Here is a 16,532-nt window from a genome sequence, read left to right as displayed (position 1 = left end):
GGTTGCGAATGGGGTTTAGTATGGGTACATGCATTCCAAAAATAGCGTCTTATCTCCTTAATTCAATCGATCCGGCTTCGCTCCGAGTAGCGTAAGCAAGGGTTATGACGTAAATTGCGGGAGAATTTTCAACGCAATAGTCATCACGAAGCCCATGCCGAATCCGCTTACTCCTGAGGAGTATTGTCTGGAAATGATCACAATTCCCACCCTGACCGACGCGCTTCTGTTAAAGCATAGTTTCGCGTCGGCCTACCCAACCGCCAGCTATTCGAACATCCACGTGCTCGATATTGCCGTCGATCAGGGCATTTTTTCGAGCGCAACCCGCGACCTGGATTTTCCGCCGGTCAGTGTCAGACAATCCGATCAGAGTCTGTGGATCAGCTGCCCCTGTTTGTCGCCCAAAAACCGCTTGTGCGAGCATCAGGCCCTGGTGTTGTCGGCGATTATGCGACGAAAAGAATTCCGGATTTTCTTCGACCCCAAGCTCCGGCAGGAAGCGATCAAATCGGTTGCGCGGGATTACGGTCTGGAAAATGAACCTTGTCTGGACGATTATTTCCGTGTCGACTACGAGCCCCGGTCGTTCACCATCCGGCCCAGACAACCCGGCCTGCTTCGGTTGACTTCAGGCGATAAAGAGGCCCTGACTACCCAACTGATCGCGAAGCCCCGGTCGCTAGTTCCGGTTTCGGATGGACAACCGTCCCCGCAAAAACGCATTGTTGTTTTTACCAAACACCGGTACAACGACAATTTCTCACTGGAACTGTTTGAGGCCCCAACGGCCCGGGATGGCAAAATCAAGAGCCCGCTGACGCCCCTGCAACCACTCGAATTGCTCACCCAACTGGACCAAGTGAGCGAACTGAAGTTTTATTCGGCACTGGCGAAATTCCAGAATCCGCATCGAACGAAAAAGGAAGAAACCGATCTGAAAGATTTGCAGCTGGTGGTCGAAAATCCCGCCAAACTGGCATTTTATTACCACGACACCCGCGTTTCCGAAAACATTACGTCCCATTCACTTGTGCCGGTGTCGGTGAAAACGCTCTCGACCGACCTGCATTTATTGGTCCGTCCGGTTCATCATTTCTATGAGCTCGAAGGCCATCTAACCATCGAAAAACCGCAGTCGATCCACAACCTCGTTCTGAAATACGATTATTTCATCTTCCTCAACGACGAGTTACATCTAATCAACAAACCTGATTCCCTGCGCGTTATCGATTATTTCAGCCGGAAAAACGATAAAATTGTTATTCATGAGTCGAAGTTTGAAGACTTCCGGCAGGCGGTTTTAGCCCCCTTGGAGGACACGATCCGAATCGACTACGCACACCTGCAACCGGCAACGCCCGCGCAACTCGAAGAGGGCGGTTTTCATCAGCAATACGAGCGGCTTCTTTACCTGAGCGCGTCCGAAGATTACGTCATTCTGACGCCGGTGATGAAATACGGAAAAGTGGAAGTGCCGGTGATGTCCAAAAAACCGATTTATTCGACTGATAGCCGGGGAAAACCGTTTTCGGTAGCCCGCGACGATGCCGCCGAAATCCAGTTCACCATGGCCGTGGCGGCTCAACATCCTGATTTTCAGAACCAGCTCGGCCAGACCTATTTTTATTTACACCGGAAGCACGTGCTGGATGAAGATTGGTTTTTGAACGCGTTTGAAGCCTGGCACAATCAGGACATTCGGATTCTGGGCTTTAATTCTCTGCAAAATAACCGCCTGAATCCGTACAAAGCGAAGGTTTCCGTCGTGGTGAACAGCGGTTTGAACTGGTTCGAAACGGAACTCGGGCTGTCGTTCGGCAAGCAGAAAGTCACGCTGAAACACCTGCACAAAGCCGTAAAAAACAAGAGCCGGTTTGTGCCGCTCGACGACGGCACCCTGGGCGTATTGCCCGTCGAGTGGCTGGAACGGTTTTCCGGCTATTTTCTGGCGGGTGAGGTTGTAGAAGAGCGGATTCGAACACCCCGCATCGGTTTTTCACAAATGCAGGAATTGTACGACGAAGGCCAGCTCAGCTCCGATGCGAAAAACCAGTTGCAGACCCTAACGACTCAATTTGCTGATTTTCAATCCATCCGCCCGGTGGAAATACCGGCCGAGTTACGGGCGACCCTGCGCGACTACCAGAAAGAGGGTTTGAACTGGCTCAATTTTCTGGACGAAATCGGTTTTGGCGGCTGCCTGGCCGATGACATGGGGCTGGGCAAAACGCTTCAGATCATCGCGTTTCTATTGATTCAGAAAGCCAAAAACCGCTCCGGTGCCAACCTGATTATCGTGCCGACCTCGCTATTGTTCAACTGGCAGGCCGAAGTCGCGAAGTTTGCGCCAACGCTCCGGTTGTATACCTTCCACGGCGCCAATCGCATCCTGAAAGAAACGGATCTCGATTCGTTCGACATCATCCTGACGTCATACGGTACGCTGGTTTCCAGTGTGCGTTTTTTGAAAGAATGCACCTTTAACTACATTATTCTGGACGAATCGCAGGCCATTAAAAATCCGGAATCCCAGCGGTATCATGCCGCCCGGCTGCTCCAGTCGCGCAACAAACTGGTGCTGACGGGAACGCCGATTGAAAACAATACCTTCGATTTGTTCGGTCAGCTCTCGTTTGCCTGCCCCGGTTTGCTGGGAAATTTCCACCATTTCCGGGCGCATTATTCGACACCGATCGACAAGTTTGATGATCGGAAACGCGCCCGCGAACTCCAGCAGAAAATCAGGCCATTCCTGTTACGGCGGACCAAGGCTCAGGTAGCCACCGAATTGCCCGACAAAACCGAGATGATCATTCATTGCGAAATGGGCCCGGAACAGCGCAAAGTTTACGACGCGTACGAACAGGAATTTCGCAATTTTCTACTGAGCACGAAAGAAGGCGACATTCCCCGGTCCCGTTTGCACGTACTCCAGGGACTTACCAAGCTCCGGCAAATCTGCAACTCCCCGGTTTTGCTCAACGACGACGAATTCTATGGCAATGCGTCAGCGAAAATCGAGATGCTGGTGGAACAGATCGAAAGCAAATCGCCCCAGCACAAAATCCTGGTTTTTTCGCAGTTCGTTTCCATGCTCGACCTGATCCGGAAAGAACTGGAGTTCAGGAACATCCGCTTCGAATACCTCACTGGACAAACCACGCATCGGGCCACCAGCGTGAATCGGTTTCAGGAAGACAGCTCGGTTCGGGTGTTTTTAATCAGCCTGAAAGCCGGTGGTACGGGTCTGAATCTGACGCAGGCAGACTACGTCTATCTGGTCGATCCGTGGTGGAATCCGGCGGTGGAAAACCAGGCCATCGACCGGAGTTACCGCATTGGCCAGAAGAAAAACGTAGTGGCGGTGCGCCTGATTTGTCCCGATACGATTGAAGAGAAAATTCTGGCGTTGCAGGATTCCAAAAAAGAACTGGCCGATCATCTCGTCAAAACCGATACGGCCCTGTTGAAATCATTGACTAAGAACGACTTACTTCGACTTTTGCAGTAAAACCGTTAAATAAAAATCTTGCCGTAATCCGTTGAATTTGCGTCAACTTAGGGGGGTATTCGTTTGACTCACTCTCAATTGATTTTGACTCATGCAACCCTTCAATCGCAAAAAATTCTTCGACGCTTACCGCACCCGTTTCGGCAAATTAACGCAGCCGCTGGTCGATGCCATCGACTTCCTGATCGACCAGATTGAACAGGACGATCGCTTTACCGATTCCGAGAAAGACCGTCGGCAGTTGGCGTACTGCCTGGCCACTTTCAAATGGGAAACCGCCCACACAATGGAACCCATCGACGAATTTGGCACCGACGACCGTTTCAATAAACTCTACGGGCCGGGAACCACCGTCGGGAAAGTTCTGGGCAATACGCAGCCCGGCGACGGCGCCCGCTTCAAGGGCCGGGGCTACGTGCAGCTGACCGGGCGCACCAATTACGCGCGGGCCAGTCAGTTTCTCCATGTCGATCTGATTGCCCATCCGGATCTGGCTAAAAAACCGGATCTGGCGTACCGGATTGCGGTACAGGGCATGAAGGAAGGCTGGTTTACCGGCAAACGGCTCGGTCAATTCATTAAAGACAACCTCCCGCCGGAATACGAAAAAGCGCGCGGCATCATCAACGGCACGGATAAAGCCCAAACCATTGCCGATATTGCCCGCCGATTCGACGAAGTTCTGCTGTCGGCGCTGCCGGTTCCGGTAGCCTTTGCCCTGACCCGGGGCCTGCAACGGGCTGCGGTTTCGGCCAAACGGAGTTCCCGAAAGAAGAAAAAGCCAGCAAAAGCGGAAGTGTAGACGGTGTGCGGTTTTTTGATATACGGTTTACGGTTTTCGGTATAACCGATTATGGGGTCTCCTTATGAATTGGATTGCACGCTGAAAACCGAATACCAAAAACCGTAAACTGAAAACCGCATATTGTGCCAGTCTTTGTAAGTTTGGGGACCAAAACCGCATGCAAATGTCAATTGTTCCCCTGCTTACCTTACAAAATGCCACGGTTCGCCGACCCACCGGCCTTGTTCTCCAACACATTGACTGGACCCTGAAAACGGGTGAACACTGGGCGGTTTTAGGACCCACCAGTTCCGGAAAAAGCTCGTTTCTCGATACCTTAAGCGGTCGGCTGCCGGTTTCGGGCGGACACTATACCCATCCCGTCGGCGTGTTGCGCGACATGGTTGAGCAGGTGGCCAACGACTACCAGTTTGATCGTCAGGTGGCTTCGTCGGCCCGGTATTACCAGCAACGGTTCAACGCCGATTCGGCCGGGGAATCCCCGACGGTTTGGGAAGTTTTGCAGCACCGGATCAAACCCACCGGAACCGTCAATGAGCATTCGGTTTCCCTCCCTCCTCCGGCCTATTCGGAAGAATGGCTGGCCGAAGTGGCGGGCTGGGTGCACATTACGCACTTGCTGGATCGCCACCTTACTTCACTTTCCAACGGCGAAACCCGGCGGACGCTGCTGGCGCGTTCGTTGCTGCGCCGACCCAAAATCCTATTACTCGATAACCCCTTTGGCGGTCTGGACACCAGCAGCCGCGAACGTCTCCACGGCATTTTAAACCGGATTGCAGCCGAAGATACCACACTGGTGCTGGTGACGACGCCCCGTGAACTACCGGATTGCATCACGCACGTGGTTGAACTGACCGACGGACAGATCAGCTGGCAGGGCGCCAGGGACGAGAGGCCTTCCGGACCCGAATCCGCGCCGGAAACCCTGACTGACCCAACCCTGCTCCAACGCTGGCTGAACACCTCCGCCATTCCGTTTGAATATGCGGTTCGAATGCAGGATGTGACGGTCAGTTACGGCGAAAAAGTGGTGCTCGATTCGATCGACTGGGCGGTTCGGCGGGGCGAAAAATGGGCGGTTTTGGGACCCAACGGTTCGGGCAAATCGACCCTGCTGAGCTTGATTACGGCGGACAATCCGCAGAGTTACCGCAATGATTTCGTGCTGTTTGACCGAAAACGCGGAACCGGCGAGAGCATCTGGGACATCAAACGCAACATCGGTTTTGTGTCGCCGGAACTTCATCTGTATTTCCCGCGTGAGCAACCGGTGTGGAAAGTCGTCGCGTCCGGGCTGTTCGATACGGCAGGTTTGTTTCGGAAACTGACGACGGAACAAGCCGACCAGCTGAATTTCATGCTGGATTTGCTGCGCATCCAGCACCTCCGCGACAAACGCCTGGCGCAACTTTCTACGGGCGAACAACGCTGGGTGCTGCTGGCCCGGGCATTGACCAAAAACCCGCCCCTACTGGTGCTGGATGAACCCTGCCAGAATCTGGACCCGCCCCACATCGCCCGCTTTCGGGATCTGGTCGATGAATTGTGTCAGTCGTCCGAGCGAACGCTGTTGTATGTTTCCCACTATGCCGAAGAAATTCCGGCCTGTGTAACGCAGGTTTTGCGGCTGGATGCGGGGAAAGGTACGATTGAGAATAGGTACTAAGTTGTTTCGCGGAACACAAAAGAGTTAAGCGGAGAATACCATTTCAGACTTCATGTGGGGGTATTACGCCGGGAAAGAATACTTGAAAACCGCTTGTTTTAGCCGAATTAAAGAGCCACTGCATCGGCAGATGGATTTGCTGAACGACGAAAATGACCGGGAGGAGTTGTCGGCCACGATCTTTTTTCCAACACCCGGGAAATTCATTTTGGCAGCTATCACCCGGATTTTCACTCCCACCTCGAAAAGTCATTGGATAAGGTTTAAAATCAGATAGAGAGCGTAACGCTTTGGGTCTTGAATTTACGTGATGACCGCTGTAACCGGTAACCGGCTCAAGTTACTTCGCAGGGGCTGTGGCCACCGCAATTTTGGAATCGGCAGTTCCGTAATACAAAAACCACTTGCCTTTGTATGGAACCATCCCTTCGATAAAGCAAACATTATTGACCTGCCCGACTATCTCGTACGGCTGATCCGGTTTCATGAAATATGTTTCTGATCGATCGAGCAATTTGGTGGGGTCGCTGGCGTCGAACAGCAACTGACCGGCTGCATAGGTTCCGTCCGGCAAATCCGGGTCGCCATCCTTGCCGTTGTTCATCCCATTATACAACAGCACAATCCCGTTTCTGGTTAAAAGAGCGGGTGGGCCGGGTTCCAGTAAACGGAAATCGTGTTTGCCCTTTCGGTATTCGGCCGCGGCAAACAGCTTGCCGTCGGCGGTTTCCACGGGCGTCCAGTGAATCAGATCCGGCGACGACGCGCAGTAAAGCTGCGGCTGATCACCCCAATACATCCAGTACTTCCCGTTGATTTTTTGCGCCACAATCCGGCTGCCAACCCGTTTGCAGACAATCGAACCCGATTTCGACCATCCGTTGCGGTATTTTAAATCATCGAACGCCAGTCCCTGCTTCTGCCAGTTCACCAGATTTTTGGAAGTTGCCACACAAAGGCGGGCTTTGTCGCCGTCGTAGGAGGTATAGGTCATGACATACACGCGATTCGGGCTTTCCACAATCCGCGGATCTTCGCAACCGCCCTCCCATTCATACGTTTTCATGGCGTCGTTGTCGGGGTAAAAAACCGGTTTAGGTAACCGCTTGAAGTGAATCCCGTCGGTGCTGGTAGCCAGTCCGAGCCGCGAGGTGCCGGCGTGTTTTCCAACGGTGTCCTCCGCCCGGTAGATGAGGCAAATTTTGCCGTTGCGAACCACCACCGCCGGATTAAAGACGTCTTTCTCTTCCCAGCGCACCGATTCGCCCCGCACCGGACAGTTGAATGTCGTCGTGTTTTTGGCGTTCAAAACCGGGTTGGCGGCATTTTGTTTGGAAAATTCGCCAATCATCCACGGTTTGTAGGGCGACTGTGCCCCGGCATTAAAACTGAAGAATAAGACGGCAATCAGTAGAAGGTAGCGACGCGACATGGTTTTCCGGGTCATATAAATTCTTTCTATAAATCAATTTTCAATTTACTACCAACTTAAGCGAATTTGTTTTAAGAACTACTATTGTACGCTTCAGAACCCAAAATCTCCAGTTGAAACGATTCTTCATTGATCAATCGCCGGACCCGGCCCACCTTTGCTGCGAATTAAACAACGAGAACTGATGAAACGTTTTGTGATTTTATTGGCCGCATTAACGGCTGTACTGCCCTTTTTAACCAGTTGTAACCGGGAGGACATCGGCCCGATTCAGGAGGGAGAGAAAGCGTTCCTACTCACCGGATTCGACCGGCTGGAAATGGGCAGCGGTTTTGACATCACCGTTGAAGCCGGACCGGGTTTCAAAATTATGGCCAAAGGGGATCAACGCAACCTCGATGAATTGGATGTTGCCGTCCGTAACGGCACGCTTACCGCCAGTTACCGCACGCACAAAAACCGGAAGTATACCACGGGTTTTACCATTACAATGCCTACACTCCGGGCCGCTAATTTTTCGGGCGGAGTTCACGCCAGCGTCAAAGGATTCACCAACCTGTCCGATCTGAACATTGAGCTGTCCGGCGGCACGCACGGAACCTGGGACGTGATTGCCACCCATACCAACGCCGTGGTGTCCGGTGGATCAAAACTGCAACTGATTGAATCCAAAGCAACTACCAATGACGATTCAATCGCCGGTTTGATCAACCAGCTCACCCTCGACGTTTCCGGTGGCGCTCATGTCGAAGCCTTTGACTACGCGGCCAATGACGTCAATGTAAAAGCATCGGGTGCGAGCCACGCCGAAATAACCGCCCGGAAATCCCTGACCGCCGACGCCAGCGGTGCCAGCAAGATCAATTACAAGGGCAATCCGACCCAGGTCAACCAGCGTGCATCGGGAGGCAGCAAAATTGAGCGAAATGAACCCTGACAGCGGTCGAAGACCCGGTCAGCGGTTTTCAACGTTATCGCAAGTAATAGCGTAAGTTGTTTCCGTCTGCTTCATTAATGAGGGGAATGTGTACAAACCCTGACAGGGCCTGAAGGCCGCTGTCAGGGTTTTCATTTTTAAAGTGGCAAAAAAAGCCAAATTTCCGTACCTTTGCACCTTCATTTCAATCAGGAAAGCACTCGAATGATTTCAGTTCAGAACGTCTCCCTTCGCTACGGTAAGCGGGTTTTATTCGACGACGTCAATATAAAGTTTACCGCAGGCAACTGTTACGGCGTAATAGGAGCCAATGGGGCGGGAAAATCAACGTTTTTGAAAATTCTGTCGGGCGAAATTGAAGCCCAGACGGGCTCGGTCATCATCACGCCGGGCGAACGGCTGTCGGTTCTGAGCCAAAACCAGTTTGCCTACGATGAGTTTCCGGTTTTGCAGACCGTCATTATGGGCAACAAACGCCTGTATGACATCATGCAGGAGAAGGACGAACTCTACGCCAAAACCGACTTTACGGATGCAGATGGTGAGCGGGCGGCCAATCTGGAAGCCGAATTTGCCGAAATGAACGGCTGGGATGCGGAATCGGATGCCGCAACCTTACTCAGTGGTTTGGGCATCAAGGAAGATTTGCATTACAGCCAGATGGCGGACCTGAACGGGTCCGAAAAAGTGCGGGTCTTGCTGGCCCAGGCGCTTTTTGGCAATCCGGACATTCTGCTGCTGGATGAACCGACCAACAACCTCGACGTGGAATCGAGCCTTTGGCTGGAAAACTTCCTGGCCAATTTCAAGAATACCGTGATCGTGGTTTCCCACGACCGTCACTTTCTTGATCAGGTTTGTACGCAGGTGGTCGATATCGACTTTTCGAAAGTCCGGTTATTTGCCGGAAACTACACGTTCTGGTATGAATCGAGCCAGCTTGCCCTGAAACAACGGCAGGATCAGAACAAGCGGACGGAAGACAAACGCAAGGAACTGGAAGAGTTTATCCGGCGGTTTTCGGCCAATGCCTCCAAATCGAAACAAGCCACCAGCCGGGCCAAATTGCTCGAGAAGCTCACCCTCGACGACATTGCGCCTTCCTCACGGAAATATCCGTACATCAATTTCAAACCGGAACGTGAGCCGGGCGACCAGATTCTGACGGTTGAAAACCTGACGTATACGAGCGATGACGGTGCCCGATTGTTTACGAATCTGTCGTTTTCGATGCGCAAAAGCGATAAGATTTTCTTCTTCAGCCGCGACGGTCTGGCCGTTACGGCCCTGTTCGACATTCTGGCGGGCGAACGCAAAGCCGATTCGGGTGAGTTCAAGTGGGGTGTTACGATTACGCCCTCTTACTTCCCCAACGACACGGGACGCGACAAATTTTTCCAGAATGACCTGAACCTGGTCGACTGGCTGCGCCAGTTTTCCACCGAAAAGGACGAGAGTTTCATCCGTGGTTTTCTGGGCCGGATGTTGTTCTCGGGGGAAGAATCCCTGAAAAAATCGACGGTTTTGTCCGGGGGTGAAAAAGTCCGCTGCATGCTTTCCAAAGTGATGCTTTCGGGCGCCAACCTCCTGACGCTGGACGAACCGACCAACCACCTCGACCTGGAATCCATTACGGCCCTCAACAACGGCCTGATCGATTTCAAAGGCCCGGTTTTGTTTACGTCGCATGACCACCAGTTCGGCGAAACCATCGCCAACCGCATCATCGAAATCGCTCCGTACGGCCACCTCGACAAGTTGATGACCTACGATGAGTACCTGACCGATGACAAAGTGAAAGCCCAGCGGGCGGGACTTTATAAATAAGTTTTCGGTATACGATTTACGGTGGCTGGCGCACGCTATTCAGAATGATGGAAAGAACGCGTTAGTCACCGTAAACTGAAAACCGTATACCGAAAACCGCATGCCTCAATCCACTCTCCCCTTCTCCGCATCGGCTGCGTTGTCGGAATGGCGACGTTTGCGGGCGAACGTTTCTTTGCCAAACCGGTAGGTGAAAGCCACGCCAATCCGGCGGCTGTCCGTCACGTTGGTATGAAAAGCATCCGCCCGGTTCAGACTGACGGTTTTATCGGTCGGTTTCCAGGAGTGAAATGCATCTTCAATCGTAAAACGAACGGTTCCTTTGTCGTTTAACACCTTCTTTTGAATTCCCGCATTGATTCGATACCGTGGGTTCGTAATTGTCTGCCCAGCGAGATCTTTCGTAGCGAAATAGCCGGATAATTCGCCATTCCATTTTCGGGCAAAAGTAAATTGGTTCATTACGTTGAGTCGGGAATGGACAATACTCGGGTTTAATTTTTCTGAATAAGCCATCCCCATCAGGCCCAGTTTCGCCAGTGTTATGTTGGCATTTAACCGCCACCACCTGGCCGGTGCAAGAGACAGATTGGTTGCAAGCGCCAGAATATAACCGCGGGCAACGTTGTTCGGACTGGTGATAAAAAGATTGCCCACAGCCTGCGTAGTCTGGAAGATCACATCAGTAAACCGGTTGTATTGCAAGGCCAGCCCCAATTGATTTTTATACTGGTATTTTAGCTCATACTGAACGTGAAATTGCGGTTTCAGCAGCGGATTTCCCGAAGTGTACGAATAGGTATCCCGGAAAAATAAAAAGGGATTTAGCAATTGGTAATTGGGTCGGTTGATGCGTCGGGCAACGCTGATTGTCAACGTATTATTTCCCGAGCTATCCAGTTTATAATTCACAAAAGCTGACGGAAAGAAACGCGTATACTTTCTGGTAAACGAGGTTGCTTTCACCTCCGAATTTCCCAATTGATGGCCATCCGCCAACGTATTTTCCAGACGCAAACCAAGTTGGGCTCCCAACCGCTTCCATTGCTTCCGGGAGTTGACATAGGCAGCATTGATGTTCTCCCGGTAAATGAAATGGTTGGATTTGCCAAAATCCGGGAGCTGGACAGACCCGTTTAGGGTGAAATAATCAGCCTTGTTATCCGTATTAACCAGACTGGATTTAAACCCGGCTTCCAGACTCGCCTTGTTTTTAAATGGATGAACGTAATCTGCTTTTGCGCTGTAAATGGAAATATCAGACGGGATACTGTACAAGAAATCGGTCCGTCTAACCAATGCACCATCTGGTAACGTAATGCGATTCAGTAACGTCTGGCTTCCGTCTGAGCGGTAATTGATGTAATTCAGATCGGCCGTTAATTCCCGACCCGTAGGATTGAACTTGTGGAGGTAATTAAAATTGGCGCCCGCGCTTTTCCAGGTGTAATCGCCAACGGTTTGGCCCCTGCCAATCGAATCCAATGCATACCCTTTATTAAAATTCCGGCTCAGGTAATCCAGTTTATCGGTGCGGGGCCTGCTCTGTAAGTTAATCACAAAACCGTAGGTTGTTTTGGGGGAAACCGCATAATCCATTCCCAATCGGGTCAGGAGGCCATGGTTGTTATTTCGATACCGATTATCCAAAAAAACCGACGAATTTATTGCCTGATTTTCAGTATAAAACGTCCGGTTATACGTATCATTCGAATAATTTGCATCTTTATTATAACCAAAGCTCCCGAAAAGATTCACTTTTCTACGGTTGTAATTTACGTTAACAACGTCATTGCTTCGCGCAGTAACGCCCTGGTTATAACTCACGGAAACATCCCCGGTAAAGCCTTGTATCCGGTTCTTTTTCAGCCGAATGTTGATAATCGACGTACCAGCCGCGTCGTAGCGGGCCGGTGGATTGGTCATCAATTCCAATTTGTCGAGCGAGCCACCGGGCAACGATTTCAGGTAAGCCGCCAGGTCCTGACCCGACAGATATGTGGGCCGACCATCGATCAGCACCAGCACCCCACCTTTCCCGTTCAAACTGATCTCGCCGTTGATGTCAACGGTAACACCCGGCGTTTTTTCCAGCACTTCCAGTGTATTGCTGCCCGCGCTCCCCAACATGGCGTCCACATTTACGATGGTTTTGTCGATATCCTGCTCCAGCAACGGTTTTTTGGCCACTACAACAACTTCCTTAAGCGTTGTTTTTGAAGGGCTTAGAATAATCACTGGTAAGGAAATAAGCGGATGTTGATCATCGATGGTCAGTTTCGCGCTCACATAAGGAACGCATCCGACACTCGACACCCGGAGAATATAGGAATTGTCACCCAGATTTTTCAATTCAAATTTCCCATTGCCGTTGGTCTGTTCCCCCGCAATGAGCGTAGAATCTGTCGATTTCAATAAGGTAACCGTAGCGCCCGGAATGGTTTCGTTCTGACTGTCTTTCACCACTCCGGTAATGGTTTTGTGAAGTGTCTGGGCGAAAACCGGGGCATGAAACACCGCCAGCAAGGCAATACCAAAAAATGATTTCATGATTTTCAGCGGTTGTCAACGACCTTTTCAATACTTTATGCACAAATGTGGATTTGTAAGAAAGAGCTGGCAACAAATCAGGTCGTACCCGGCGATTTGGGTGACAGAATGACGTTTCGGGCGGTCAAACGAGTTCGTAACGGCTGAGCGGTTTTCCGTCAGTGGTTTTGGGGTATTCGTCCGCGTCGTGTGGCGATGTGGTTTTGATTGCTCAGTTTTGTCAGTTGAATCGATACACGACGGAATAAAGCAGTATGAAAAAGGATCAGAAAACCGGTTGGGATGGCTTATCCGGCACGACCAAACACCTTCTCATCGGTCTATTGGCCGCACTACCGATCTACCTCGCTTCGGCCTTGTACACCAAAACCATTGTTTCAAAAGACGATGAAGAAGCGGCCCTTGCTGCCACTGTTTTCTTTTTAGGAGGAGTTTATATTGGCCGGTATATTGCTCAATTGTGGGTGTCAAAAAACATTCCGGGCTGGCTATTCGCGGTTTTATCGGCTGTCAGTATCCTTTGCATTATCTGGATCTTTTTCCATGCCGATTTTCCGCTTCAGGAAAGCCGGATTTTCCTCAATCTATTGCTCTTTTATCTTCCGCTATTTATTGTCAGCGTAGCCATCGGCATGTTGATTAAATTGGGACGTTTATCTGTCGCAAATCAGGTGCAGGAAGCGAAAGCCCAGGCCGTACAAAGTCAGAGCGAACTGCATTTACTGCAATCCCAGTTGAGCCCTCATTTTTTGTTTAACACCCTCAATAACCTATACGGAATATCGATCACGCAACACGATAAAATCCCGATCTTATTACTGAAACTTTCTGATTTATTGCGATATTCGGTCTATGACGCCAAGGAATTATTTGTTCCTTTAAAAGACGAACTGGCGTATATTCACAATTACATCGACTTTGAGAAAATACGGATTGGCAACCGGTTATTTTTGACAACCTCCATTGAGGATCTAAGTCATACCAACATCCGGATTGCGCCGATGTTGTTGATTGTATTTATTGAAAATGCCTTTAAGCACGCCAAAAACAGCCTTGAGCATCGTATCCTGATCGACATTAGCTTGAGGACCTGGGGAAATTTCATCCTGTTTTCGGTAAAAAATTCACGCGGGAGCGAAAACGATGAAACGAATAAGCTGGAAAACAACAGCGGTTTTGGTTTGGAAAATGTAAAAAAAAGACTGGATCTTTTATACCCAAACGCCCACGATTTAAACATTCAGGATCACGAACAGGAATACAAGGTCATGCTTCAACTCAAAGTAAAATGAACCAATACAATTGCCTGATAGTGGATGATGAACCTATTGCCCGGGAAATTATCCAAACCTATTGCGGACATTTGCCGGACCTAAACGTGGTGGCCTCCTGTGGAAATGCGCTCGAAGCCAAAGCCGAGTTTCAAAAAAGCCGGATCGATATTCTTTTTCTGGACATCAATATGCCGGTTTTAAACGGTATTTCATTTTTAAAAACAGTTAACCCTAAACCACAGGTTATTTTCACAACGGCGTACAAAGAATACGCACTCGATGCCTTTGAATTATCCGCAATCGATTACTTAGTAAAACCTTTTTCGCTCGAACGGTTTATCATTGCCGTCGACAAAGCACTGGATCGACTAAAACCGTCCCCAATCCGTCTTTATCCAGTTACTGAATCAAATCCGGAAGATTTTTTATTCATCAAAACCGACGGAAAAATTTTTAAAATTCAGCATTCCGACCTGCTTTTCGCCGAAGCCAGTGGCAATTACACCAAAATTGTAACCACCCAGAACACCCTCCTGCCCGGCATGACGTTTTCCAGTTTTGAAGAACTGCTTCCCAAATCAGTTTTCCTGCGCATCCACCGATCGTTTATCGTCAACAAATCCAGAATCAACCACATCGAAGGCAATCGGGTTTTCATCGGTACGACGGAAATACCGATCGGCAGTAATTACCGCGAGGGCTTTTTGAAGGCGTTGGGATTGTAACATTTAACGGTTATCAAACCATTCCATAGCCTCTTCAATAGCCCGACTCACGGGCGAAACCGGCATCCTCAACTCCCTTCTAGCTTTTTCGCCGGAATAGTAATTGTCCTGCGTCAATAAAGTCGCATTGATGCGGTTGAGTGGCACCGGTTTTCGAAACAGCCATTCGCCCGCTGAACTCAGCGTTCCAGCCATTCGAATCAAGGGAGCGGGAATCGGAACCAGCGTCTTCCTTTTTCCGGACAAGCGGGCCAGCATCTGGAAAAACCGCTCATAAGGTAAGTGCTCGTTCGCCAGCAAATAACTCGCTCCGGGTTGTCCCAAACGCAATGCCTTGACCGTGGCCCGGGCCGCATCGCGGACATCGATGAAGCTTTTTCCGCCCGAACCGGGGTAAAACAGCAAGCGGTTTTTCATGGCGTACTTGATCACTGCCCCCGAACTCGGTTTGAAATCATAAGGCCCCAACATAAACGCCGGATTGACAATGACGGCATTAACACCCTGATCAACAGCCGATAAAACCCGTTGCTGGGCTTCGTATTTACTGGCGATGTAGCCCGAACTCATGAGGTGAAAGGCGTAGGGACTTTCTTCTGTCGCGGGATTTTCCAGCGTTCCCGGTCTGAAAACCGAAGCGGTACTGACGTAAACCAGGCGCGAAACGTCACAGCGCCGAACGGCCGCCAGAATGTGATCCGTACCGGCAATATTGGCTTCGTAATAAGCCGCCAGTTGGGTGGGATACGGCTCCGTGCGCGAAGCCGCGTGAATCACGGCCTGACACCCTTTCATTGCCCGCACACAATCAGCCGGTTCTGTAATGGCCGCCTTTATCCAATCGATTTCCCTGAACCACGGCAGTTGGTTGAACTGATGCGGCAACGAACGGTACATGGCTCTTACGTCGTATCCCTGATTCAGCAATTCTCCGGCCAGATGAACGCCCAGTAAACCCGTTGCACCCGTTAATAGCACTTTCATAGCGTTGGAGTTACTTCTTTCCGCAGCATCGACACCATCAACGGTCGGCGCCACGACCACGGAACCCAGCGCGAAACCCAGTAACCCATCTTATTCGTCCAGCCCGGAATGATAACCGACTGCCCCTGCTCAACACGTTCAAGCGCGGTTTGGGCAATGAATTCGAGCGGAACCGTCAGCATGCGACCCAGGCGGCCGTGTTTTTGCAACCGGGCCTGATTTTCGGGGGTGTGCGGCATCGGGCCGGGATGAACCACACTCACCTGGACGCCAAACGCCCGGAGTTCGGCGCGCAGCCCCAGCGAAAAGGAGTAAATAAATGCTTTGGATGCCGGATAGACGGTTTTATACGGAAACGGAGAAAAAGCCGCCATGCTCGATACATTCAGGATATAGGATTGCGGAAATTTCAACAAAAAAGGCAGCAGCAATCGGGTCAGCAATGCCGTTCCGATGATATTCAGTTGAATAATCCGCTCGATGTGGCCGGTGTCAGACTGCTCAAAAGCCTGCGAACCGCCAATTCCCGCATTGTTGATTAAATAAAAAACCGCGAGCTGCGAGGTCTGAATCCAGGCAATCAAGGCTTCAATATTGGGTCGTTCGCACAAATCAGTTTCGTAATAAGCCACCTGAACATTGCAGGAAATCCGAATCTGATGGGCGAGGTCGCCTAGATTTTCGTTGGGCAACGACACCAGAATCAAATGATGGCCCTGCCGCGCCAGTTCAATGGCCATGGCTTTCCCTAATCCGGCGCTGGCACCGGTAATCAAAACGTACTTTTTCATGATACTATAGACAGAATGAGTTGT

The 16,532-nt window shown here is 50.7% G+C and carries 11 protein-coding genes; 7 read left to right on the top strand and 4 right to left on the bottom strand.

Features of this window, described 5'->3' with window-relative positions; translation table 11 throughout:
- Window positions 1–154: 154 nt before the first annotated feature.
- From EHT25_RS02680 to EHT25_RS02670, 3 genes are all read left to right on the top strand, one after another.
- Window positions 155–3,514 carry a DEAD/DEAH box helicase gene (locus tag EHT25_RS02680; RefSeq protein ID WP_124870264.1) on the top strand — a complete coding sequence of 1,120 codons (3,360 nt, stop codon included), beginning with the start codon at window positions 155–157 and terminating at the stop codon, window positions 3,512–3,514.
- Window positions 3,515–3,605: 91 nt separating this feature from the next.
- A complete protein-coding gene (locus tag EHT25_RS02675; protein WP_124870261.1) occupies window positions 3,606–4,316 on the top strand; it encodes a hypothetical protein in 711 nt (236 codons plus the stop codon).
- Between the two features lie 166 nt (window positions 4,317–4,482).
- On the top strand, window positions 4,483–5,988 hold the full coding sequence (locus EHT25_RS02670) for an ATP-binding cassette domain-containing protein (RefSeq protein WP_229311411.1): 1,506 nt from the start codon (window positions 4,483–4,485) through the stop codon (window positions 5,986–5,988).
- 340 nt (window positions 5,989–6,328) lie between these two features.
- On the opposite strand, the gene EHT25_RS02665 is transcribed toward EHT25_RS02670, so the two are convergent.
- Complete coding sequence (locus tag EHT25_RS02665; protein ID WP_124870256.1) at window positions 6,329–7,420, bottom strand: glycoside hydrolase family 130 protein; 1,092 nt, start codon at window positions 7,418–7,420, stop codon at window positions 6,329–6,331.
- Window positions 7,421–7,604: 184 nt separating this feature from the next.
- Here EHT25_RS02665 and EHT25_RS02660 point away from each other — a divergent pair, with 184 nt between their 5' ends.
- Both EHT25_RS02660 and EHT25_RS02655 read left to right on the top strand, forming a co-directional pair.
- Window positions 7,605–8,357 (top strand): head GIN domain-containing protein, encoded by a 753-nt coding sequence (locus EHT25_RS02660; protein WP_124870252.1) that lies wholly within the window; start codon window positions 7,605–7,607, stop codon window positions 8,355–8,357.
- 204 nt (window positions 8,358–8,561) lie between these two features.
- Window positions 8,562–10,184, top strand: coding sequence for an ABC-F family ATP-binding cassette domain-containing protein (locus tag EHT25_RS02655; RefSeq protein WP_124870249.1), 1,623 nt, complete (start codon window positions 8,562–8,564; stop codon window positions 10,182–10,184).
- Window positions 10,185–10,289: 105 nt separating this feature from the next.
- Here the strand turns inward: EHT25_RS02655 and EHT25_RS02650 are convergent, their stop codons facing one another.
- Window positions 10,290–12,734 carry a TonB-dependent receptor gene (locus EHT25_RS02650; RefSeq protein ID WP_124870246.1) on the bottom strand — a complete coding sequence of 815 codons (2,445 nt, stop codon included), beginning with the start codon at window positions 12,732–12,734 and terminating at the stop codon, window positions 10,290–10,292.
- 254 nt (window positions 12,735–12,988) lie between these two features.
- On the opposite strand from EHT25_RS02650, the gene EHT25_RS02645 reads away from it, so the two are divergent.
- Complete coding sequence (locus EHT25_RS02645) at window positions 12,989–14,026, top strand: sensor histidine kinase (protein ID WP_124870242.1); 1,038 nt, start codon at window positions 12,989–12,991, stop codon at window positions 14,024–14,026.
- Window positions 14,023–14,733, top strand: coding sequence for a LytR/AlgR family response regulator transcription factor (locus EHT25_RS02640; RefSeq protein ID WP_124870238.1), 711 nt, complete (start codon window positions 14,023–14,025; stop codon window positions 14,731–14,733). Before EHT25_RS02645 ends, EHT25_RS02640 begins: the two co-directional genes overlap by 4 nt.
- Window positions 14,734–14,736: 3 nt before the next feature.
- Here EHT25_RS02640 and EHT25_RS02635 read toward each other — a convergent pair whose 3' ends face one another.
- Together EHT25_RS02635 and EHT25_RS02630 are read right to left on the bottom strand one after the other, a co-directional pair.
- Complete coding sequence (locus EHT25_RS02635) at window positions 14,737–15,717, bottom strand: NAD-dependent epimerase/dehydratase family protein (protein ID WP_124870235.1); 981 nt, start codon at window positions 15,715–15,717, stop codon at window positions 14,737–14,739.
- Window positions 15,714–16,508, bottom strand: coding sequence for an SDR family NAD(P)-dependent oxidoreductase (locus tag EHT25_RS02630; RefSeq protein WP_124870232.1), 795 nt, complete (start codon window positions 16,506–16,508; stop codon window positions 15,714–15,716). Before EHT25_RS02630 ends, EHT25_RS02635 begins: the two co-directional genes overlap by 4 nt.
- Window positions 16,509–16,532 lie beyond the last annotated feature (24 nt).

The sequence above is a fragment of the Larkinella rosea genome (assembly GCF_003858635.1).
GTDB classification, from domain to species: domain Bacteria; phylum Bacteroidota; class Bacteroidia; order Cytophagales; family Spirosomataceae; genus Larkinella; species Larkinella rosea.
This window is presented reverse-complemented; position numbering and strand designations above follow the sequence as displayed.